The organism is Methanocaldococcus fervens AG86 (assembly GCF_000023985.1).
Classification (GTDB): Archaea; AGJL01; Methanococci; order Methanococcales; family Methanocaldococcaceae; genus Methanocaldococcus; species Methanocaldococcus fervens.
Map to the genome: position 1 here is coordinate 724465 of NC_013156.1, position 23456 is coordinate 747920.

Sequence of the window (23456 nt, forward strand, 5' to 3'; positions counted from 1 at the left end):
ATAAAATAATTTAAATTTATAACAAGTGTGGAGGAACTATATCCTTAGCAATTAAATCTGCATAGCTCTCCCTTTCTCTAATTAAAAACACTCCCTTCTTACTTGTTAAAACCATTCTTGGTCTTCCTCTTGCATTGTAGTTGTTTGCCATACTTATCCCATAAGCACCCACATCAAATATAGCCAAGACATCTCCAACCTCTGGTTTATCAATTTCCCTATCTCTACCAAAGACATCACTACTCTCACAAAGCCCTCCAGCTATACTCACAACCTCTTTTTCATCTTTAACTTTACAATTTATTATATGATGGTAAGCGTCATACATAGCTGGTCTCATCATATCGTTCATTCCAGCATCAACCATAACCCACTTTGTTATAGGAGTTTCTTTTATATGGTGAACTCTTCCCAATAAATAACCTGCAGTGGCAACTAAACTTCTACCTGGCTCTAATATGAGATTTGGCATCTCTACCTTATCTTTATACTTCAACATAGTGTTTATTATTGCATCGGCCAAATCTTTTTGTGTTGGCACTTTTTTATCCTTCTCATAAGGGATTCCTAAGCCCCCACCTAAATTAACATCTCTTATTTCTATACCTTCTTCTTTTAATTTAACAACAAAATCCATAACTTTCTCTGTTGCCTCAATAAATGGACTTACATCTGTTAATTGGGAACCAATATGGCAGTGAACTCCAACAACATTTACATTATCCATTTCTAAAGCCATTTTTATTGCCTTTAAGGCTATTCCACTCTCAACATCCAAACCAAATTTATTTTTCTTTAAACCTGTTGAAATCTTTGGGTGAGTTTTTGGATCTACGTTTGGATTTATTCTAAAAGCTACATTTGCCACTTTTCCAAGCTCTTTTGCTGTTTCATTTATCAAAATTAACTCACTTATGCTATCAACATTAAAAGCCCTAATATTTGCCTCAATTCCCATTATAATCTCTTCTTTTGTCTTACAGTTTCCATTAAAAACAATTTTCTCTGAAGGAACATTTGATAACTTCGCTATATACAGCTCTCCACCACTTACAACATCTGCCCCACATCCTAATTTAGATAAAAGCTTTGTAATAGCCAAATTTGCATTTGCTTTATAGGCATAGGCAACAATAAACTCCTTTCCTGTTTCTTCTTCCCATCTTTTAAACGCTTCAATATATTTGTTATAATTTATCTTTATCTGCTCCTCTGACATTACATATAAAGGTGTTCCAAACTTCTCTGCCAATTCAATTGCATCATAACCATCTATAAAGAATCTTCCGTCCTTTATTTCTACTGTATCATTGCCTAAAAATTTCATAAAATCACCATCTTTTTATTATTTTTAGTAGGTTTTATAATTCTTTAACTTATTATTATTGTTTTTGATTATTTATTTTTGCATTGGTGCAAACCTTTATATACAGTATTGTGGTACAGGTTATATAGTTAAAACATTAAAATAACTATCTAAGTTGGTGATACCTTGAAAATTGAAAATGTTGAACCAAGGTTTTTGAAGGCATACAATATATTAATGGAGAAATTTGGACTGTTTCCATTTACATATGATATGGCTGAAAAGGTTCTTAAAGATAACTATGAAAATGTTAGTGAAGTTTTGTCTAAGTTGGTAGATGCTGGATTATTAGAGAGAAGAGCAAAAAAGGAAGATAAAAGAAAGAAGATTTATAAGATAAAGCCATTGGGTAATGGAAAAATTGAAAAGGTAAGTAAAGATAAATTAATTAGCTTACTTAAACAAGGAGCTGATTTGATAAGAACGCATGTGGATTATAAAGTATTGTTATTATTTTTATTTTTTAAGGCGATTAGTGATAAATATCTATTAAAAGTTGCTGAATTAAAAGAAGAGTTTGAAGATTTGAATGAAGAGGATATTTATGTGTTGGCTAATGAGGAAATTTTAGAGCTTTATGATGTTGAGGGTAAAAAGTTGTATGTATGGCAGAATGTTGCCAATAATCCAGAGGATTTTATAACTGCATTAAATAAAATTGTTGAGATGAATAGAGAAAAATTGAGCGGGTTGGATGAGTTAATAAAAAGAACTGGACTCCCCACATTATTTGAAAATGAAAACAGGCAGATAGTTCAACATTTAATTAATTTATTTAGTAGGGCTGACTTTTCAGAGGCGTCTTATGATATATTAGGGGATGCCTATGAATGGACTTTAAATTATTTTGCTCCAACAAAGGCAAAGGAGGGAGAGGTTTATACTCCTATTGAAGTTAGCAAATTAATTGCCCATTTGGTTGAGCCAAGAGATGATGAAGTAATTTTAGACCCTGCGTGTGGTTCTGGTTCTATGTTGATAGAGCAGTATAGATTTGCAGGTAGTAATCCAAATATTGTATTGGTTGGACAGGAAAGGAATGACGTAACTGCTGTTTTAGCAAAGTTGAATTTTATACTGCATGGAATTAATTTAAAAGATGCTAAGGTGTTTATTGGCGACTCTTTACTAAATCCAAAGTTTGAGAGTTTTATTAAAGAAGTTAAAAAAATAGATAAAGCTGATAAGGTTGTAGCAAATCCACCATGGAATCAAGATGGTTATGATGAAGATACTTTAAAAGTTAATGAAAAGTATAATTATATTTACAAATATGGATTTCCAAATAAAAACTCTGCTGATTGGGCGTGGGTTCAACTTATAAATTATTACACTGAAAAAAAGGCAGGTATTGTATTAGATTCAGGAGCTTTGTTTAGGAGTGGGAGAGAAAAAACAATAAGGAAGAAATTTGTAGATGATGATTTAATTGAGGCAGTTGTTTTATTGCCTGAGAAGTTATTTTATAATTGTCCTGCACCAGGGATTATTTTAATTTTGAATAAGAATAAACCAGAAGAAAGAAAAGGAAAAATTTTGTTTATAAATGCCTCTAATGAATATGTTAAGCATCCAGAAGTTAAAAAATTAAATAAACTATCTGATGAGAACATTGAGAAAATAGCAAAGGCATATAAGGAGTTTAAGGATGTTGATGGCTTTTGTAAGGTTGTAGATATTGAGGAGATTAAAAATAATGACTATAATTTAAATGTTTCCTTGTATGTTTTTCCAATTGAAGAGGATGAGGATATTGATTTAAATGAGGTCTATGATGAGCTTAATAAATTGCATAATGAATATTTGGAGAAGTTTGAGGTTGTTAAAGGTTATTTAGAGGAGATTAAGGAGATTAAATAAATATTTTTTGGTGATTTTATGAAATTTTATAAAGAGGAGAATTTTAAAGAGATTGATGGGTTGAGAGTTCCAGAGGATTGGGATGTTGTTGAGTTGAAGGATGTTTGCAAAAAAATAAAAGCAGGAGGAACTCCAAAAACCAGTGTAAAAGAGTATTATGAAAGCGGAACAATTCCATTTGTTAAAATTGAAGATATAACTAACTCAAATAAATATTTAACTTATACGAAGGTAAAAATAACTGAAAAGGGTTTAAATAATTCCAATGCATGGATAGTTCCGAAAAATTCTGTATTATTTGCTATGTATGGAAGTATTGGAGAAACTGCAATAAATAAAATAGAGGTAGCTACAAATCAGGCAATTTTAGGAATAATACCAAAAGGGGAAGTTTTGGAGAGTGAATTCCTGTATTATATTTTAGCCAAAAACAAAAATTATTATTCTAAATTAGGAATGCAAACAACACAAAAGAATTTGAATGCTCAAATAGTGAAAACTTTTAAAATCCCTCTTCCACCAATAGAAGAACAGAAAGCAATAGCTGAAAGATTAAAATCTATTGATGAATTAATTGAAATAAAAAGAAAAGAAAAAGAACAATTAGAAAAAGCAAAAAAGAAAATCATGGATTTACTACTAACTGGAAAAATAAGAGTAAAAAATTTAAATTCTTAAAATAAATTTTTTATTTCAGGTGAATAAAATGCCAATCCCCGAGATTTATGTCCATAGGAATATAGAAGGAAATTTAAATAAATTGGGTTGGAAACCATTGGATGAATCATTTTATAATGAAGCATTTAACAACTACATAATAAAACCAATCTTAGAGGAGCAATTAAAAATTATAAATGACCATATAGAAGAATACAAAGAGGAATTTATTGAAAAAGCAATAAATAAGCTAATAAATGAGCAGAAACCAGAGAATATTTTGGACTATATTAAAAATGGGATATTAATAACATTAGATAAAGGAAGAAAAGGGCAAGTTTCTAATAGGGTTAAATTAATTGATTACAAAAATATTGAGAAAAATGTTTTTAACTATGCTCATGAACTAAAATTTAAAGGAAACGACAATATTATCCCAGATTTTACATTATTTGTTAATGGAATTCCCATAATTATTATAGAGGCAAAAAGAGAACTATCTGAAAAAGAAACTTATGAAGAGGCAATAAATCAAATAAATAGGTATGAGAGGGAAGCTCCTAAACTATTCAGCTATGTGCAGTTTGCCATTGCCTATGGAGATGAAAAACTTTATATTTCAACATACCCAAATGAAGAAAAAGAAGATAGATTTAAAAAGCCATACAAATGGAAAAATGTGAAAAAAGAGGAGGATATTTGGGATTTGTTAAAAAGGGAGAGGGTTTTAGATATAATAAAGAACTTTATATTTTTTAGTAAGGACAGGGCTGGGAGAAAAACTAAAATTATCCCGAGGTATATGCAATATTGGGCTGTAAAAAAAGCTTATGAGAGAATAATCAACTACCTAAACAACGAAGATTATAAAAATAGGGGCTTAATTTGGCATTGGCAGGGAAGTGGGAAAACCTTTGAAATTATTTATTTGGCGGAAATATTTTATAACGAATTTAAAAACAGAGACCCTATTGTTTTTATAATGGTAGATAGGAGGGAGTTGGAGAATCAGTTTAATGATGACATAATTGCCTTACAAAATATAACATTTAAAGAGAGTTTTAAAAGAATTGAAAGTATTGAAGAACTTAAAAAAGTTTTAAAAATAATAAAAGAGTCAGAAAAAAATATAAACATTTCAGGAAAGGGAGTTTATTTGGTTATGATGCACAAATTTGATAAAAATAAATTAAATGACTTTATAAACTCATTTGGCTCAATTGATAAAAAAGAAATTTTGATTTTGAGAGATGAAGCACATAGAACTGAATCAGGAAAATTTGCAACTCTAAGAAACAAAATTTTAAAAAATGCCATTGCAATTGGTTTTACTGGAACTCCAATTCATAAAAAAGATGCAAGCACGTTTAAGGAATATGCCTACCCAAAAGAAGGAGAGTTTTACTTAGACAGGTTTTTTATTGAGGAATCAATAAAAGAGGGCTTTACCTTACCTCTAATTTGGAGAGTTGTTAAACCAGAAGATATAAAAGATATTTCAGAGGAAGAGATAAAAAATATTATAGAAAAATTGTTTGTTGATGAAGAGGATGCTGATAAGATTGTTGTATCCAAAAAGGAAATTGCTGAAAAGATAAAATTATCTGATTTATTAAAAAGTGAAAGTAGTATAAGGGAGGCATCCAAATATATAGCAAATAACATTTTAGAAGACACTGAGAACTTTAAATTTAAAGCGATGGTTATAGCACAAGATAGGAAGTCATGCATTTTATTTAAAAAATATTTAGATAAATATCTTAAAGAAAAGATAAGGGACTACGATGAAAACTGGACTCAGGTTGTTATAACTTATCAGCACAATGATGAGGTAGAAATTGAGAACTACAAAAAGATGATTGAAAATAGGTATAATAAAAATGTGGATGAATTAAATAAAGAATGGGCTGACAAGTTTAAAACTTCAAATGAGCCAAAAATTTTAATAGTCAATAAAAAACTATTAACTGGTTTTGATGCACCTATATTAAAAACTATATACCTCCACCAATTTCTTAAAGATTACTTATTACTCCAAGCATCCGCAAGGGCAAACAGACCAGCAAAAAATAAAAAATATGGGCTTATTGTTGATTTAACAGGAATATTAATTGAGAACTACAAAAAGGCAATTGAAAACTATAATTTATACAGAGATGAAGCAATAAATAAAGATATTTTAAACAACTTATTTGTTGAGACGTCAAAGATTTGGGAGAGTTTTTTAACAAAGTTGGATGAATTTAAAAAGTTATTTAACTCAATCGTTGGAATTGATTTTAATAATTTCATTGAAAACTTAAAAAAACATAAAGAGCCAGAAAAAGAATTTAAAAAGATTATAGCCAAAATTACCCTAAGCGATAAATTTGATTATTTTTATACAAAACTTAGAGAACTTATCCAATTATTTGAGGCAGTTGGAGCTTATGGGGAAAAGCTAAATTATTATGAAATGTATGAATGGTTAAAATTATTATCCGCTGGAATAAACAAGCAAACAAAGCCAAAGAGCTATAAAATTCCATACAATAGAATAAAAAAAGAATTAATAAAATACTTAGAGTTTGATACTTATAAGGACATTGCCTCAATCCCTCTGGACCTAAAACTATTGAAGAACTTAAAAGAAGATGAATTTAATGTAATTGTTGCTAATATAATTTATTTTGCCTTAGACACCACTAAAAACAAAAAAGAGCCGATATATAGGATTATATACAATAGAATAAAGGAATTGAAAAATGAATATATAACAAGAACCAAAAAGAGCGAGGAGGTAATTAACGAATTGATAAATTATTTAAATTCATTAAAAACCTATGAAGAGGAAGAAAAATCATTATCAAATTCAGATAAGGCATTAAAAAATATATTGTTCTATTTAAATTATATAAAAAATTGTAATATCAGAAAACTTCCATTAACTGAAAAGACCTTAAAAAATTTGGAAGATAAAAAATTAATAAAACCAAGTGATTTTGATAAAATTAAAAAATTCTTATTTATTGATTTGAGAAATGCAATTAAAGAAACTGAAAAAAGAAGAAAAATGTCAAACAAGATAGTTGAAGAGATTATTAAACCAATTTTTACATAATGTGATAGAATGAGAGATAAAATAAACGATATCCTAAATAATACAATAAGGGAGTTAAATCTAAATGATAAAAAAGCAGATATAAAAATAAAAATAAAGCCATTTAAAAGAAAAATCGCCTCTATCTCATTGACTAATAAGACCATTTATATTAACAAAAATGTCCTTCCATACCTAACTGATGAAGAAATAAAATTTATTTTTGCTCATGAACTCTTGCATCTAAAATATGGAAAATACCACATAAATGAATTTGAAAATGAACTCTTATTTTTATTCCCAAACAAAGAAGAAATTTTAATAAACATCATAAAAAAGTTACTTAAATATAATAATTTAAATAATAACGCCCGGGAGGGGATTTGAACCCCTGACAACTGGCTCCGCAGGCCAGCGCCCTATCCTGGCTAGGCGACCCGGGCTCTACTATTAAAAAAGCTCTACTATCAAAAATTTAAAATTTTAAAATATAAAATTAAAAATCTACTTACAAAGCTCTTTCAACTCTCTAACTAACTCTCTATCTATTCTACCGTTATTTCTATCCCCTCCTTTACATACAGCCCCCCTAACACCAACGATATCAGTTCCAATCTCCTTTAATATAGGGATATGTTCCTTCTTTATTGAACCAGCTAAAGCACATTTCAACCCATAATCATGAGATTCTTGAACAAACTCTTCTAAAATTTCCTTGCTTTGGAAGTCAAACAATGTTTTTCCATCTTTTACAGCAGTGTCTAACATTGCAACATCACAACCAGCATCCCTTGCAATCTTTGGAATTATTAATGGCTCAACCGCTCCAACCCTGTGGGCATCTGCATATCCGGCAGCAACAACTATTTTATTTTCATCAATATCCTTAACTGCCCTAACAACATTTTTCATTAATTCAACTCCTTCATAGTAATTTTTAACTCCATATAATCCAACTTTTATATAATCAGCTCCACTTATTGCCGCTCCAACTGCAGCTAAAGAGATGGTTCCTGGTTTGAATGGGACATCTCCAACTGTTGCACTTACTAATAGCTCTTTTGGTGTTACTTCTCTAATTGCCTTAATCATCCATGGGAAGTTAGCCCCTAAGGAACCCTCTTTTGGATTTTTTACATCTATGATATCAGCTCCTCCAGCTATTGCTTCTTTCGCCTCTTCAACGTCTATAGGACTTACCAATAGTATCATAACGTTACACCTGTGATATTGATTTTAAAATTAAATAGGAGTTTCACAATTTTATACCTTTACTTCGGAACATGCAATTCATATAAATATTTACTCTTGTGCTTATTAACAACAATGCATATAAAAACTTAATGTTAATTATGGTTTTGTTATTACTTTTTTATATGGTGGAAACATGGGAAGATTATTTGGGACTTCTGGAATAAGAATGAAAAATTTATCTCCAAAAATTGCCTATAAAGTGGGATTGGCTATAGCTAAAAAATATAAAAACGTTGTGATTGGAAGGGATACGAGAACTACTGGAAAGTTGATTGAAACTGCTTTAACAGCAGGAATTTTAAATGGAGGAGGGGAGGTCACTACTATAGATATTGTCCCAACACCTGTTTTAGGTTTTAACGCAAGAAATTACGATGTTGGAGTTATGATTACAGCATCTCACAACCCTCCAGAATACAATGGAATAAAACTATTTAACAAAAATGGTTTAGCTTTTAACAAAAAAGAAGAAGATGAGATAGAGAAGATTATATTTAAAGGAGATTTTGTTGAAGTAGGATGGGATAAAGTTGGAAATATTTGGGAAGATTGCAGGGCAATAAGAAATTATATGGAATACATTCTAAAAAATGTTGATATAAATGAAAAATTTAACGTGGTTGTTGATTGTGCAAACGCCTCTGCCTGCTTAGTATCCCCATATCTATTTACAGATGTTGGATGTCATGTTATATCGGTTAATAGCCACATGGATGGAAGATTCATCGGTAGAATGCCAGAACCTAATGAAAAAAACTTAAAAAAGACAATGAATATGATTAAAGGTTTAAATGCTTATGGAGAGGGGTATATAGGCATAGCCCATGATGGAGACGCAGACAGGATGGTGGCAATAGATGAAAAGGGAAGGTTGGCTGATTTTGATAAGCTATTAGCTGCTTTTTCAAGATACATCGTTGAAAAAACTGGAAATAAAAAGATTGTTACAACAGTAGATGCCTCAATGATTATTGATGAATATCTAAAAGATTTAGATGTTGAGATAATAAGGACAAAAGTTGGAGATGTGGCTGTTGCCGAGGAGATGATTAAAAACTCAGCTATTTTTGGTGGAGAACCTAGTGGAACATGGATTCATGCTGACATACATCTAACTCCAGACGGTATTTTAAGTGGATTGAGGATTTTGGAGATGTTAGAATTTTACAACAAAAGATTGTATAAGATATTGGATGGAATCCCATCTTATATAAATTTGAGGGAAAAAATTCCATGTGAAGATGGTAAAAAGGAAAAAGTAATGGAATATGTTATTGAGAATGGGGAGAGTTTGTTTAAAACAACTCCTGAAACAGTTGATGGGGCAAGATTTAATTTAGGAGATGGTTGGATTTTAATAAGACCTTCAGGAACTGAGCCATATATAAGAGTTAGAGTTGAAGCTAAAGATGGAATTTTAGCTAAGGAGCTGTTGGATAAAGGGATAAAATTGGTTAAAAATGCCTTAAGAGCGGTGAGTTAAATGGATGCAATAATACTATGTGCAGGTAAAGGGGAGAGATTAAGGCCTTTAACTGAAAATAGACCAAAACCGCTAATCCCAATAGCTGGGAAGCCAATTTTACAACATATTATTGAAAAGGTTGATGATTTTGTAGATAACATTTACTTAATTGTTAAGTATAGAAAAGAAAAGATTATTGAATATTTTAAAGACAATCCAAAAATCAAATTTTTGGAGCAGGGAGAGATAGATGGGACTGGAGAGGCAGTTTTAACAGCTAAAGATTACGTAGATGATGAATTTTTAGTTATAAATGGGGATATCATTTTTGAAGACAGCTTAGAGGAGTTTTTAAAATATAAGTATGCCATTGCCGTTAAAGAAGTTAAAAATCCAGAAAATTTTGGAGTTTTAGTTTTAGATGAAAACAACAATATAATAGAAATCCAAGAAAAACCGAAAAATCCAAAATCAAACCTAATAAATGCCGGAATATACAAATTCGATAAAAAGATTTTTGAATTAATTGAAAAAACAGAAATCTCTGAAAGAGGAGAGAGGGAAATTACAGATGCCATAAAACAGCTAATTAAAGAGGAGGAGGTTAAAGGAATCAAATTAAAGGGTTATTGGAATGATGTTGGAAGACCGTGGGATGTTTTAGAGGCAAATAAATACCTTTTGGATAAAATAAAGACAGACATTAGGGGAGAGGTTGAGGAGAACGTTGTTATTAAGGGAGAAGTTATAATTGAAGAGGGGGCTGTTGTTAAAGCAAATTCAGTTATTGAAGGTCCTGCAATTATTAAAAAAGGAGCTGTTGTCGGGCCTTTGGCATATATAAGACCATATACAGTTCTAATGGAAAATACTTTTGTAGGAAACTCCTCTGAAGTTAAAGCAAGTATCATTATGAAAAATACAAAAATTCCTCATCTGTCTTATGTTGGGGACAGTATAATTGGAGAAAACTGCAACTTTGGATGCAATACAATAACTGCCAATTTAAGATTTGATAATAAACCAGTTAAAGTTAATATAAAGGGAGAGAGAGTTGAAAGCGTTAGAAAATTGGGAGTTATAATGGGGGACAATGTTAAAACAGGTATTCAAGTTTCTTTCATGCCTGGAGTTAAAGTTGGTAGCAACTGCTGGATTGGAGCTAATTGTTTGATTGATAGGGACATAGAAAGTAATATGTTTGTTTATAAAAAGGATGAATTGATATTTAAAAAATTAATAAACCAGAAATAAATCATTTAAAAACGGTGAAAATAAATGATTATTGGAGCTAATACTTCAAAAAACTTTTTTGATGATTTAGATGAGAAACAAATACAGCAGTGTGGAATAGATTTGAGAGTTTGGAAAATATTTAAAATAGAAGGTGAAGGGACCTTAGATTTTTCAAATGAAAAAAGAAAACTGCCAAATTACGTTGAGATATTCAACTCTGAAAAAGATGAAAGTATAACATTAGATAGAGGAATTTATGTTGTAAAAGTAGCTGATTATATGAAAATTCCTGAAAATGTGGCTGGATTTGCATATCCAAGAAGCTCTTTATTGAGAATGGGAGCTACCATATACTCTGCAGTTCACGACCCTGGATATGAGGGAAGACCAGAATATCTAATGCATGTTTTTAACCCAATAAAAATATATAGATATGCGAGAATAGCACAAATTGTTTTTATTGAATGTAGGGACGTTAAAGGAGTTTATGAAGGCATCTATAAAGGAAAATAAACTTTTATAATGAGCTTTAAGAAATAATGAAAAATTATTTTTAATGTTCCTATTTATAATTTCTAAGAGGCATTATGAGGGCTTTAGCCCATCCTTAATGCATCCTGGGCATCCCGAACAGCCTTTTAAGAAAAGCCTGGGGAAAATTAATTTTGATGAGACTTTCTTAAAGTTTCATGCCAATAGGGGCTTTGCCCCTATGGTTATTAAAAGTTTCTTATAGGTTTTCAGCGTATTCATATCCTTTTTTAAATGCCAATAAGTTCTTCTCCTCAGTTCCTTTTGGAACGCTATCTAAAATTGATTTTTCCATACTTTCTCTTGAAACAATGTTTGTTAGTTTAGTTAAGGCCCCTAACATGACAATGTTTGCCACAATAGGAAGTTTTATTTCTTCTGAAGCAATTCTTGTAAATGGAATTTTATACAATGTTACATCAACCTTTGGCTTTTCATCAGTTGAAACCAAATCCTCATCAACCAATAAAATTCCTCCTTCTTTAATATCATCCTTGTATTTATCATAAGCTTGCTGTGATAAACAAACCAATATATCTGGTTTTATAACTTTTGGAAAGTCTATTGGCTCATCGCTAATAACAACCTCTGATTTACTTGCCCCACCTCTTGCCTCTGGACCATAAGATTGTGTTTGAACGGCCTCTTTTTTGTCATATAAAGCAGCTGCTCTACCTAAAATAATTCCAGCTAAAATAATCCCCTGCCCTCCAAAACCAGACAATCTTATCTCTTTCCTCATCTTAGCCCTCCTTTTTTAATTTTTCAATTAATTTGTGCAACTCTTCAACAAACTCGGGCTTTTCTATATTTAAAAACTCCCCAACAACAATTTTTCCATTCAACTCCTCTTCACTCATATTTTTTGCCTTGTTTATGTGTATTGAATTCTCTTTTAGATATTTTATCATATCAGCCGGCTTTCTTGAGACATTAAACCTTCCATAGTAAGTTGGGCATTGAGAAACAACTTCAATAAATGCAAATCCTTTCTTTTGGATACCTTTTATTATTGATTTAACGAGCTGAATTGGATGAGCTGTTGTCCACCTTGCTACATAAGTAGCTCCAGCAGCTATAGCTAATTTGCATAAATCTGCATTGTTCTCTATACACCCATACGGAGCTGTTGTAGCCTTTTTACCTTGAGGTGTTGTTGGTGAAAACTGTCCTCCTGTCATTCCATAGATGTTGTTGTTTATACAGATAACTGTCAAATCAATATTCCTCCTACAACCGTGGATAAAGTGATTTCCACCTATAGCTGCTGTATCTCCATCTCCTGTAAACACAACAACATGCTTATCTGGTCTTGCTATTTTAATTCCAGTCGCAAACGCTATAGGTCTTCCATGTGTTGTATGTAGGGAATCGCAGTATAAATAACCAGGAATTCTTGAAGAGCATCCAATTCCTGAAACAGCTATATAATCCTCTGGCTTTATATTTAGCTCTTCAATTGCCTTTAAAAAGCAGTTTATAACAATTCCATTTCCACATCCTGAACAAAAGATGTGTGGTAATCTATCTTGCCTCATATATTTTAAAGCCGGATGCAATCTATCACCTTCCAACCTTTTATAACAACCTTTTAAGAAAAGGTTGATCAAAACTTATGGGTATACCAATAGGGCGTGAGTCCTATGGTGCGTTGATCAAAACGGATGCATTAAGGAGGAGCTAAAGCCCTTCATAATACCTCTTAGACTAAAGTGGAGTTGCCAAAGGCAACTCCGCTCTGGGTATAGCAATAGGGCGAAGCCCTATGCATGTATTGCCTCGCTACGCTCGGCAATGCCTCTTAATTACAGTGGGGCTGAACGTAGTGAAACCCCACTCTGAGGTATTCCGAACCATAGAGGGACTTGCCCCTCTATTGGTATACTCCCCCTAAGTTTTAATGAAACTTTTTCTAAAAGTTTCATAGCAATAGAGCGAAGCCTATGCTCTCATAACAACGGCATGGCTAAGCTCGAACATCGCTCCAGACAGCTCATTTCCAATATCTTGGATGTCAGATAAAGTTAGCTCAATTTCATCCTTCTGAATGGATAAAGCAACTGGCAAATATTTGTAGGCGATCTCAAACATTTCAAATGGTTTACACAGCAAATCAACAGCTATTAAGCCATTGAATCCTTTATCTTCAAAATTTTTGGTTATAATCTTATTAATTATAATATCTTCCCTATCTAAAGAAACTAACAAGTTTTTAACAACTTCATCCTCATCTTTTCCAACACCTTCAAACACTGCCTTAACCCTTATAAATCCATCTTCCTCAAAATCTACTATTTCTTCCTCATCATATTTACCTTTTTTATACTCCTCAACATCAATATCTTTTTTCTCCTTTACATATACATTAAATCCAATCTTGTAAGTATCAACAAAAGATTTGAATGCGGTTATAACCAAAGCTAAAACCTCATTTATTTCATTAGCCTTAAGTTTTAACTTCTCCGGTTTTATAACTTCAATATCAGCCCCATATTTTAAACAGAAGTTTATGTAATCCCTAAAATTGTCAAAATCTATTTCAAATTCACCAATTTTTGTATAAAACTTTAAGTTTTCATCCTCCTCAATATCTTCATCAACATACCTAACTTTGGCGTTATATTTTTCTTTTAACTCATTAGAAAGGTTTTCAAATTCTCTCTCAACAACTTCTTTAGAATTTCCTTTAACTTCCTCTAAGGCATGTATTTTTATCATTATTATCACCGAGTTTTATTAAAAGTTAGTGAATCGAAGATTTTATATTTTGTTGTTTTGATCAACCTTTTTCCAAAAGGTTGTTTTTATCAGTTTTATCACCAAAAAGCAATTAAATAAAAAAGAGAAATAAAATAAGTTTATTCAAATAATGAATATCTCCTTATAACAAAATCTCTTCCCAATGTTGCTAAGAAAGCCCCTAACTTTGGCCCATACTTTTTGCCCAGTAGTATCATATACGATGCCTGGAATGCCTCTCTTGGATTTAAACCGAGTTCTTTTGCAGTTTGATAGATAAGCTCGTGCAAAGTTAATGCATCAAACTCTACAGTTTTCAATTTTTCAGCAAAGTATTTAATCCACTCTTTTTGCTTATCTTTCAATTTCTCATAGATTTCCTTTGCCTCATCTTCATCAATTATAACTAACTTCTCCCCATACTTTAAAGCCCAGTTTCTTGCCATTAAAAGCCTATCTTTCAACCTTTTCATGCTGAACTCATCAATATCCTCAATCCTATAATTATTTCTTCTCAATATTTCAAATACTCTTTCCATATTTACATCTTTCTTCTCTTCATCATAGGTTAGTTGAGCGATAATTGAACAGAATCTGTATGGGATGACAAACGGCTTACTTTCTGGAATTTTTGGAGTAGATAGCTCATAAATTCTTATCTTTTCCTCTTCTTCATCACTTAGTTCATCTTTATCTTTATTGTTGAAATAAAATTCTTCCAATCTGTCATACTCATCAACTAAGTCGGGAATTTTCTTTAAATCAAAGTCTATGTGTTTTGTTGGCTTACTTCTTAACAACAAGAACCTTAAAATCTCTGGATGAGCTATATGAGTCCAATCTTTTACAGCAAATACAACCCCTTTAGAAGAACTCATTGGAATTGCTTTATCCCCAACTTTTAATTGAATCCATTCATAAACAACCTTTTTTGGAGGCTCATAGTTGTAAATCTCCTTAGCAATTAAAACTCCAGTATCGTAGCTTCCCCCAGCTGCTGCGTGGTCTTTACCCATTGGTTCAATGGTTACATTAAATATGCTCCACCTTGCTGGCCAATCAACCCTCCATGGAAGCTTAGCTCTTCCTTTATAAGGCTTTACTTCTCCTTCATAGCCACAAACCTCACACCTATATCTTACTATCTCTTTTTCACTATCATAACTTAAGACTTTTGTTTTTAGCCTTCCACAATTTTCACAAACAACGTTTATTGGCCACCAATCGTCTGGTAATGGGGAAGCTCTAAATTTATTTAAAATCTCCATGATTTTTTCTCTATTATCTAATGCGATTTTTATTTTTTCATCATAAAGTCCTTTTTTATAGTTTTCATCTGCCCTATATGTGGTTAGCTCAACACCCAAATCATCTAAGCTTTCCAAATAAGGAGATAAGAAGTGCTCGGCATAACTTTTACAGCAACCCTCTGGACATGGAATTTCACTTAAAGGCATGCCAATATATTGCTCAAACTCCTTTGGTAGGAAAGGATAGAGCTTCCTTAATGGGTCGTAAGTATCTGCTATAAAAATTAACTCTGCATCAACTCCTTTATTTATCAATCCCTTATATATGGCATCGGCAGTTAGTGTTTCCCTTGCGTTTCCTACGTGGATATGTCCTGAAGGTGTTATTCCGCTCGCAACTATATATTTATCTGCTTTTCTCTCTTCAATCAATTTCTCAGCTATTACATCAGCCCAATGCATAATTTCCCTCAATTTTAATTTTTATTAATAAAAATCAAAAAATTTAAATTTCTTTAAGTTGTTATTGCTAAAATAATAACTACCAAAATAGTATAAATAACTTAGTTTTGGAAAAAGATTATAGTTCTTTTCAAAATATTTTGGGATACATAAGGGTATTGAGAACTCTTTCCTAATGGAAGGAGTTCAAACTTCCTTAATAAATTTTATTCACTTTGAAAAGAACTATAAATTAATAGAATCTCAACACAGTTCTTTTCTCCCCATCACTATGAGCCAACTCCAACAAATCATCTAATATCTCTTCAATCTCAACCTCTATAATGCCGTATCTTTCATGGACTAATCTTACGAGACCATCGTTATAATGCACTAATCTACCTTCAACGTGAACCCTTCCAAAGTATATTTCAACGTACTCATCCACATCTATATTGTTGTCGAGATACTCAAAAACATCTTTTGGGTTTTTTACATCAATAATTTCTTCCATAATATCACTCAAATTATAATTTATCTGTTTGGGCTAATTTCCTAATCCTTTCAACACCTTTTATTTCTTCAATAACTTCAACAACTGCTTTAGGGACTAAATGTTCCCACTTTTCTCCATTCAACATTCTTCTTCTAATTTCGGTTCCAGAATATTCTCTCCTATTATACATCTCTGGCTTTTTTACTTCATATCCTTTTTCTTCAAACAAAACCCTAACCAATGGATTTCCACTATACACTACATCAAACGGTGGAGTTAAAGACTCAACATATGATACCCAAATAGAGTTGAATTCTATATCTTTTATAGGTATTGGATAATAGGTCAAATTATAACCTTTCAATGATTTTGTTATCATCAAAATTCTTTCCCCAGCTGTAAATGGGTTATCCAAAGTATGGCTTTTTTGAGCACTACCAATTCCAATAATTATTTCCTCAACCTCCTCAGCTATCTTTTTTATAACTTCCAAATGCCCTTTGTGAAATGGTTGAAATCTACCAATTATAATGCCCCTCAATATATCACCAAAAATAGTGAAAATTATTAAAAAATTTATTAAAAAAGCTAAAAAATTAAAATAAAATTAGGATTTACTCCTTCTCTAAGTATGATTTTCTTATGAAGTTCAATATAACCTTTTGCTCAGTTCTTGCAACAACTCTTCTTATTGTTTCGACTGCATCAATGTTTGCTGATACGCTATCAATACCCCACTCTACCAACTTCTCAACTATGTGTGGTCTGCTTCCTGCTTGCCCACATATTGAAGTCTTTACACCATACTTTTTACATGTTTTAATCACATGCTCAACCAATTTCAATACAGCAGGGTGATCTTCTTTATAATACTTTGAAACCAATTCATTGTTTCTATCTATTGCTATTGTGTATTGAGTTAAATCATTGGTTCCTAAGCTAACAAAGTTTATTCCCTCTTTTATAAAGTCTTCAATAATTAAAGCTGCTGCTGGTGTCTCAACCATAATTCCAAATGGTATGTCTTTACCCAACTCTAAGCCAACTTCCCTTGCAATTTCTTTAACTCTCTTAACTTCATCTGGATGAGTAACAAGAGGAATCATAATTTCTATGTTCTTATAGCCCTCTTCTCTCAATCTTTTAATTGCTTTCAACTCACATTTTAAGATATCAACTTCATCTAATCCTCTTCTAATTCCCCTCCAACCTAACATTGGGTTGTGTTCTATTGGCTCATTCTCTCCTCCTTCTAAGCCCCTAAACTCATCTGTTGGAGCATCTAACGTCCTGTAAGTTACAGGTCTTGGATAGAATGCATCTGCCACCTTTCTAATTCCATCCATTAACGCCTCTATTAATGCCTCTTCTCCTTCTTCCTCTAAAATCTTTCTTGGATGCTTTCCTAACCCTAAAACCATGTGCTCTGCTCTTAACAGCCCTACTCCATCTGCTCCTGTTGCTGCTGCTCTCTCAGCAACCTCTGGCATACTAACGTTAACCTTGACCTCTGTAGCAGTGATAATTGGAGCCTGCTGAACAACTGCTGTTGTTTCTGGTTTTTTCTCTTCAACTTTTTCAATTTTACCTTCATATACAATTCCTTTCTCTCCATCAACAGTAACAACCATGCCATCCTTCAAAATCTCTGTAGCTTTTTTTGTTCCAACGACACAAGGTGTTCCCAACTCTCTTGAAACGATTGCCGCGTGGCAAGTCAGCCCTCCTTCATCTGTTACAATAGCAGCTGCTTTTTTCATTGCTGGAACCATATCGGGGGTTGTCATCTTTGTAACTAAGATATCCCCTTCCTCAACCTTATCTATTTCACTAATGTCCATAATAACTTTGACAGTTCCACTTGCAATTCCTGGAGAAGCTCCAATACCCTTTAACAATATTTTTGCTTCAATCTCTTCTTCTTTTGCTTTTTTCTCTTTTTTGCCTTTCTTCAATGTAGTTATAGGTCTTGCTTGTAGCATGTAGAATTTACCCTTCTCATAAGCCCATTCAACATCCATTGGTCTTCCATAGTGTTTTTCAATGTTTAACCCTATTTTAGCTAATTCTTTAATTTCTTCATCTGATAAAACTTGTTTTTCTTTCATGTCATCAGGAACTTCAACAACCTTTGTTTCTCCTTTCTCATCCTTAACAAACATTGTTTCTTTTCTTGCTATATGTTTGTCAATGATTTTTAAGGTCTTTTTATTTACTATGTATGTATCTGGAGAAACAGAACCGCTAACAACTCCTTCTCCTAATCCCCACGCTGCCTCAATAACCAACTCATCGTAATTTTCGTTAATAGGGTTAACTGTAAACATGACTCCTGCCTTTTCAGCATTAACCAACTTTTGAACAACTGCAGCTAAGGCAACTTTAAAGTGGTCAAATCCTTTCTGCTCCCTATAGAAAATAGCTCTTGGTGTAAACAAAGATGAGAAACACTTTTGAACATATTTAACAACATTTTCAGCTCTTTTTATGTTTAAGTAGGTATCTTGCTGCCCAGCAAAACTTGCATCAGGTAAATCCTCAGCGGTTGCAGAACTTCTAACGGCGACTGTTACCTCATCTTCATTACACATCTCTGACAACTTATTGTATGCCTCGATAATAGCCAACCTTAAATCTTCTGGCATCTCTGCCTCTTCAATTAATTTTCTAATTTTCTTTGAAGCTTCCATTAATGCATCTGTATCGTTAATATCTAATCCACTTAAAATTTCCCTTATTTTATCCATTAAGCCTGTTTCTTTTATGAAGTGTCTGTAAGCATCGGCAGTTACAACAAACGCTGGTGGAACTGGTAATCCAGCATTCCACATCTCTCCCAATGAAGCTCCTTTACCTCCAGCAATATCAACATCTTCATTTGAAAGCTCATCCAACCATGCAATGAATTTCATTAATATCCCCTTTTTTGTTTTAGACAATTAACAATATATAGTGGATTATATAAACTTTTTATTTCTTAGATAGATTTAAATATATGAATTAATTCTCATAAAAATAAAATAGAAATAAAAAATTATTGCTTAATCAATTCTTTTCCTTTCTCAATAACTATTCTACATGGAACTGGCAATTTCATTGCTGCTCTTCTTAAAGCTTCCTTAGCTACTGGGAATTTATCAGGGTTTACCCATGCTGTCATAATTGCCTGCCCTTCTCTAACTCTTGCAGCTGTTCCAATTGGTTTTCCAAATGCTAATCTCATACCATCTGAAATTCTATCTGCCCCGGCTCCTGTAGCCATTTTGTGTTCTCTTAATATTTGGTGTGGGTAAACTCTAATTTGGAACTTATAACCTAATCTACCACACATTTTTGTTAAATACTTGTTTGCAGCAACTCTTGCTGCCTCTAAAGCGTTATGCCTTATCTGAATTGGTCTTGTAGCTACTAAATTAACTTTAACTGGAAATTCAGCTGATAAGTTACCCATTATAAAATGAACGACTTTTGGTTGTGGAACCCCTTTAACATACTCTTTTCTTGTGTATGGTGGTTTATCTACATCCCTGTAACATCTGTTTGGTCTCAAAGAAGCCATTATCATCACCTGTTTTTCAGCTGTTTCGTATAAATAGAATAGGGTTAGTTCTTTCCAACGTTCAACTATATAAGATTTATCTTGTTGCTTATATTCATAACTTAATATTTAAAGCTTACTGTAAGGTAGTTGTATGGATAAATGAGAAATCTATGAGTTTTAAAAAGCTTCAGAAATTTGTTATTCTAAAAAAATGAACTTTATAACCTGCTTAGCCACCTCTAAGATTTTCTTTGTAGTTATATATGAAACTGCCTCATCGTGATATTCAACACTTACATACTCCTCAACAATCTTAGCTCCTTTCTTTGTCAACTGTAAAGCTATAAAGTGCTCAACCGCATAGCCATCTCCGAACTTCACATCCTTTAAAAGCTCTGCCTTTATTATTCTAAATCCACACTGAACATCCCTAAAGAAATAGAATCTTTTTGAATATATGAACACTGCCAACGATGTTAAAACTGATGCAAAGAAATTAGATATCTGCCTATGCAACGGAATATGTTTGTATTTCCTAACACCAAAAACAGCATCAGCATTGGTATCTTTTAATTTTTTAAATAGCTTTGGTATATCCGCAGGTTTGTGTTGATAATCTCCATCAATATATACAATATACCTATATTTATTCAAAGATAATACAAACTTCGTTCCCTTCTCAATAGCTTTTGCCTTACCCTGATTTGTTTCATTTTTTATTAGATAAACGTTAATCTTAGAATTTTTTGAAAATTCTTCAACAACTTTTGAAGTGTTGTCTTTAGAGCCGTCATCTACCACTACAGCATCAATTCCCAATTTCTCTAAATCTCTCAAAACTTTTAAGATATTCTTCTCTTCATTGAATGCTGGAATTACCGCAATCATAATCTATCACAATTAGATAGTAAATTTAAATTTTAAAGGTTAAAATAGGAGATTAAAGCTTAATCAGATACATTACAACATATCCAAACGCCAATCCAAGGGCTAACCCAAAAATTCCGTAAATAATTGAGCCAATGTTACCTTGATTATTTTGGATAGTTACACTTTCATTTTTTTGCATATTTATTATATCTTCTATGTTATTTGTTGTTTTATTTGATATAGTAGTATTTGTTGTTATATTCACCTGTTGTGTAATATTTTCTGTTTTATTTAATATTTTATTTTCTTTATCTTCCTCTTTATTTAATGTAACATTCTTTTCTTCAACTTCAGTAATAGGAAGTGTTATTATTGTAATATTTCCCAAAAACTTCCTCTTTACAGATATTCCCTCAATAATATAGCTCATCTGAATCTTAATTGTATGATTTCCAGGTTTTACAGCCCTACCCTTAAATATATGGAACACTTTAGCATCCTCTGCCACTCCTGCATAATATAATGTAGATTCGTTAAACTCTATAGCATCTGAATAAACTGTAATATTAAAATTCTCTACAGCATAGGGGGCTCTCCATTGGAATATCACATATACTGAATCATTAACTAAGCATTTTTCTGGAGCAACTATGATATCTGGGTTTGAGGCGTAATTTGGCAGTAAAAGAAACAATAACGCAAATAAAATCGAAATAATAATTTTTTTCATTTTACCCCCCAAGTTTTAATTTTCTTAATCTTTCATTTAATTTATCAACTTCTTCTTTTGTTAATATTGTAGCTTCCCTAACTTCTTCTAATTCATCATGTAGCATCTTTACTTTAATTGCAAGTATTACGTTTAAAATCAAGCTAATAACTACAACATATAGTATAACTATATTCATATTTATCTCCCCCTAAACAGACCTTTAATAAACCTCGAGATGAAAGATTCCTTCTTTTTCTTAACCTTTGCCTCATACTTAACTCCAATTAATTTAGCCGCAATCTCCATAATCGCTTGAGCGGCTGGAGAATCTGGATACATGATAACAAGAGGGGTTCCAAAAGCAGCAGCCTTTCTAACATGAGGATCTTCTGGAACAACACCGATAACAGGAACTTCTAAAATAGTCTCAATTGCCTTAACTCCTAATTCTGTGCTCTCATTTGAAACCCTGTTAACAATAGCTCCAAGAATCTCAGTTCCAAGCCTTTTTGTTATGGCAATAATCTTTAACGCATCAGATATTGAAGATATTTCAGGATTCACAACAACAATCAAACCATCTGCTGAAGAAATTGCTATTAATGTCTCTTTTCCAATACCTGCTGGACAGTCAATAATTAAGATCTCAACTAAATCATGTATTGCTTTCAAAACCTCTTCGAGTTTTTCTGGTTTAGCCCTCCTAAACTTCTCCAATGAAATCCCTGCTGGAATAACTAAAACCCCTTCAGGTCCTTCGTAAATAGCATCCCTTATGTCCGCTTTACCTGCCAATACATCATTTAAAGTTATTGGCTTTCCTTCCAATCCCATAATTAACTCCAAGTTTGCCATTGCTATGTCAGCGTCTAAAACAGCTACTTTTTTACCAAATTTTGCCAATGCTACAGCAAGATTTGCAGCAATCGTTGTCTTACCAGTCCCCCCTTTTCCAGAAGCTATTGCAATAGTTATTGCCATTAATGTCACCTTTAACGTATTTCCTATAATCATATAACTTAAATTAAAAGTAATATATAAAGATTTTTTTTATTTCGCGTTATTTATGACAGATTATGTATTTAGTCATTATTTTTTCGTTTGTTCCTTTTATCTTCATCTCTCCATTCTCAATAACTACCACATCTCCATCCTTAAAGTTACCCTCTACCTCTACAACTTTAAATACATTTGGAGGATCTATTTTATCAATGGCTATGTAGTTATCATAAAGATGGAGTTTTCCATCTTTAATAACCCCAATTTCCCCATTTTTCACAATCTTATTAATGATGGTCATAACTTTTCCAAATTCAATAAGCTGTTTCCTTAACTCATCTCTATATTTGAACAAACTTTCAATATCTTTTCTAACAACTTCTTCAAAGTTCTTTTCGTATTTATCCACACTATAAATATCATATTCTTTACTTATCGTAGGATTCCAGTTTAATTTTTCAAATATGTCCCTTATTACGTTTTCTATTTGTTCTAAAGGCATCATTGGAAATAATTTTGCAGAGCTTTTTAATTCTTCTTCAGCTTTCTTTTTTAAAAATCTATTCCCTAAAACTACAATTCCAAAACCTTCTTTTATTACCTCGTTTGTTACAGTGTCATTTAATATATCAACAATGGCACATTTTCCCTTTGTTGCATAAACCCTCCTCCTCTTTGCTTCAATTCCTAAACTCCTAACCTCCCCAACAACTACAGAATCAGATATTTTCCTAACTTTTTCTCTATTATCTTCAATTATGATCTTTATGTTAAGCTCATCAGCTAATTTATACAGCTCCTCCTCTGATTTTATTTCTCCATTATACAATTTTTCCTCTAAAATTTTTCTCTTTTCTTCATTTCCTCTAAAAAATATCTGCCTTTTGTCTCCTCCAATCACCGCGCCATTTTTACCATAATAACAGATGATTAAGCTCATACTACCACCTCACTATTAAA

The 23456-nt window shown here is 32.1% G+C and carries 22 protein-coding genes and 1 tRNA gene; 7 read left to right on the forward strand and 16 right to left on the reverse strand.

What is annotated here, in order from left to right:
* Nucleotides 1-16 precede the first annotated feature (16 nt).
* The gene (gene lysA / locus MEFER_RS03890) at nt 17-1327 is read right to left on the reverse strand and encodes a diaminopimelate decarboxylase (RefSeq protein WP_015791328.1); all 1311 of its coding nucleotides are present in this window, start codon (nt 1325-1327) and stop codon (nt 17-19) included.
* A 165-nt stretch (nt 1328-1492) separates the two neighbouring features.
* Between lysA and MEFER_RS03895 the strand changes: the two genes are divergently transcribed.
* From MEFER_RS03895 to MEFER_RS08290, 4 genes are read left to right on the forward strand one after another with little or no spacing between them, the layout of a single operon-like run.
* Entirely contained in the window at nt 1493-3226 is a 1734-nt protein-coding gene (locus MEFER_RS03895; protein ID WP_015791329.1) for an N-6 DNA methylase, read from the forward strand.
* Between the two features lie 18 nt (nt 3227-3244).
* Nucleotides 3245-3904 carry a restriction endonuclease subunit S gene (locus MEFER_RS03900; RefSeq protein ID WP_015791330.1) on the forward strand — a complete coding sequence of 220 codons (660 nt, stop codon included), beginning with the start codon at nt 3245-3247 and terminating at the stop codon, nt 3902-3904.
* 28 nt (nt 3905-3932) lie between these two features.
* The gene (locus MEFER_RS03905; protein WP_015791331.1) at nt 3933-6983 is read left to right on the forward strand and encodes an HsdR family type I site-specific deoxyribonuclease; all 3051 of its coding nucleotides are present in this window, start codon (nt 3933-3935) and stop codon (nt 6981-6983) included.
* A 9-nt stretch (nt 6984-6992) separates the two neighbouring features.
* Entirely contained in the window at nt 6993-7349 is a 357-nt protein-coding gene (locus MEFER_RS08290) for a M56 family metallopeptidase (RefSeq protein WP_015791332.1), read from the forward strand.
* Here MEFER_RS08290 and MEFER_RS03910 read toward each other — a convergent pair.
* Nucleotides 7331-7405 (reverse strand) — tRNA-Arg (locus tag MEFER_RS03910). The two genes, MEFER_RS08290 and MEFER_RS03910, sit on opposite strands and share 19 nt — an antisense overlap.
* Nucleotides 7406-7466: 61 nt before the next feature.
* A complete protein-coding gene (locus tag MEFER_RS03915) occupies nt 7467-8174 on the reverse strand; it encodes a (5-formylfuran-3-yl)methyl phosphate synthase (RefSeq protein ID WP_015791333.1) in 708 nt (235 codons plus the stop codon).
* 175 nt (nt 8175-8349) lie between these two features.
* Here MEFER_RS03915 and glmM point away from each other — a divergent pair, with 175 nt between their 5' ends.
* The 3 genes from glmM to MEFER_RS03930 are packed head-to-tail and all read left to right on the forward strand — an operon-like array spanning nt 8350 to nt 11430.
* Nucleotides 8350-9699 carry a phosphoglucosamine mutase gene (gene glmM / locus MEFER_RS03920; protein ID WP_015791334.1) on the forward strand — a complete coding sequence of 450 codons (1350 nt, stop codon included), beginning with the start codon at nt 8350-8352 and terminating at the stop codon, nt 9697-9699.
* A complete protein-coding gene (glmU, locus tag MEFER_RS03925) occupies nt 9700-10935 on the forward strand; it encodes a bifunctional UDP-N-acetylglucosamine diphosphorylase/glucosamine-1-phosphate N-acetyltransferase GlmU (protein WP_015791335.1) in 1236 nt (411 codons plus the stop codon).
* Between the two features lie 24 nt (nt 10936-10959).
* Nucleotides 10960-11430 (forward strand): deoxyuridine 5'-triphosphate nucleotidohydrolase, encoded by a 471-nt coding sequence (locus MEFER_RS03930; protein ID WP_015791336.1) that lies wholly within the window; start codon nt 10960-10962, stop codon nt 11428-11430.
* A 217-nt stretch (nt 11431-11647) separates the two neighbouring features.
* On the opposite strand, the gene MEFER_RS03935 is transcribed toward MEFER_RS03930, so the two are convergent.
* From MEFER_RS03935 to MEFER_RS03990, 13 genes are all read right to left on the reverse strand, one after another.
* Entirely contained in the window at nt 11648-12190 is a 543-nt protein-coding gene (locus tag MEFER_RS03935) for a 2-oxoacid:ferredoxin oxidoreductase subunit gamma (RefSeq protein WP_015791337.1), read from the reverse strand.
* A gap of 1 nt (nt 12191) precedes the next feature.
* The gene (locus MEFER_RS03940) at nt 12192-13007 is read right to left on the reverse strand and encodes a 2-oxoacid:ferredoxin oxidoreductase subunit beta (protein ID WP_015791338.1); all 816 of its coding nucleotides are present in this window, start codon (nt 13005-13007) and stop codon (nt 12192-12194) included.
* 382 nt (nt 13008-13389) lie between these two features.
* A complete protein-coding gene (locus tag MEFER_RS03945) occupies nt 13390-14166 on the reverse strand; it encodes a hypothetical protein (RefSeq protein WP_015791339.1) in 777 nt (258 codons plus the stop codon).
* A gap of 140 nt (nt 14167-14306) precedes the next feature.
* Nucleotides 14307-15899: a lysine--tRNA ligase gene (gene lysS, locus MEFER_RS03950; protein WP_015791340.1), complete on the reverse strand. Its 1593-nt coding sequence runs from the start codon at nt 15897-15899 to the stop codon at nt 14307-14309.
* 232 nt (nt 15900-16131) lie between these two features.
* Nucleotides 16132-16392, reverse strand: a complete 261-nt coding sequence (locus MEFER_RS03955; RefSeq protein ID WP_015791341.1) for a DUF2097 family protein — start codon at nt 16390-16392, stop codon at nt 16132-16134.
* Nucleotides 16393-16405: 13 nt separating this feature from the next.
* Nucleotides 16406-16915 (reverse strand): nicotinamide-nucleotide adenylyltransferase, encoded by a 510-nt coding sequence (locus tag MEFER_RS03960; protein WP_015791342.1) that lies wholly within the window; start codon nt 16913-16915, stop codon nt 16406-16408.
* A gap of 73 nt (nt 16916-16988) precedes the next feature.
* A complete protein-coding gene (ppsA, locus tag MEFER_RS03965) occupies nt 16989-19286 on the reverse strand; it encodes a phosphoenolpyruvate synthase (RefSeq protein WP_015791343.1) in 2298 nt (765 codons plus the stop codon).
* A 122-nt stretch (nt 19287-19408) separates the two neighbouring features.
* Entirely contained in the window at nt 19409-19933 is a 525-nt protein-coding gene (rplJ, locus tag MEFER_RS03970) for a 50S ribosomal protein L16 (RefSeq protein WP_015791344.1), read from the reverse strand.
* Nucleotides 19934-20113: 180 nt separating this feature from the next.
* Nucleotides 20114-20803 (reverse strand): glycosyltransferase family 2 protein, encoded by a 690-nt coding sequence (locus MEFER_RS03975; RefSeq protein WP_015791345.1) that lies wholly within the window; start codon nt 20801-20803, stop codon nt 20114-20116.
* A 52-nt stretch (nt 20804-20855) separates the two neighbouring features.
* Nucleotides 20856-21515 carry a hypothetical protein gene (locus tag MEFER_RS03980; RefSeq protein ID WP_015791346.1) on the reverse strand — a complete coding sequence of 220 codons (660 nt, stop codon included), beginning with the start codon at nt 21513-21515 and terminating at the stop codon, nt 20856-20858.
* 1 nt (nt 21516) lies between these two features.
* Nucleotides 21517-21693, reverse strand: a complete 177-nt coding sequence (locus tag MEFER_RS08420; protein ID WP_015791347.1) for a hypothetical protein — start codon at nt 21691-21693, stop codon at nt 21517-21519.
* 2 nt (nt 21694-21695) lie between these two features.
* Nucleotides 21696-22478, reverse strand: coding sequence for a cell division ATPase MinD (minD, locus tag MEFER_RS03985; protein ID WP_048056318.1), 783 nt, complete (start codon nt 22476-22478; stop codon nt 21696-21698).
* A gap of 79 nt (nt 22479-22557) precedes the next feature.
* The gene (locus MEFER_RS03990) at nt 22558-23436 is read right to left on the reverse strand and encodes a DUF2121 family protein (RefSeq protein ID WP_015791349.1); all 879 of its coding nucleotides are present in this window, start codon (nt 23434-23436) and stop codon (nt 22558-22560) included.
* Between the last annotated feature and the right edge of the window lie 20 nt (nt 23437-23456).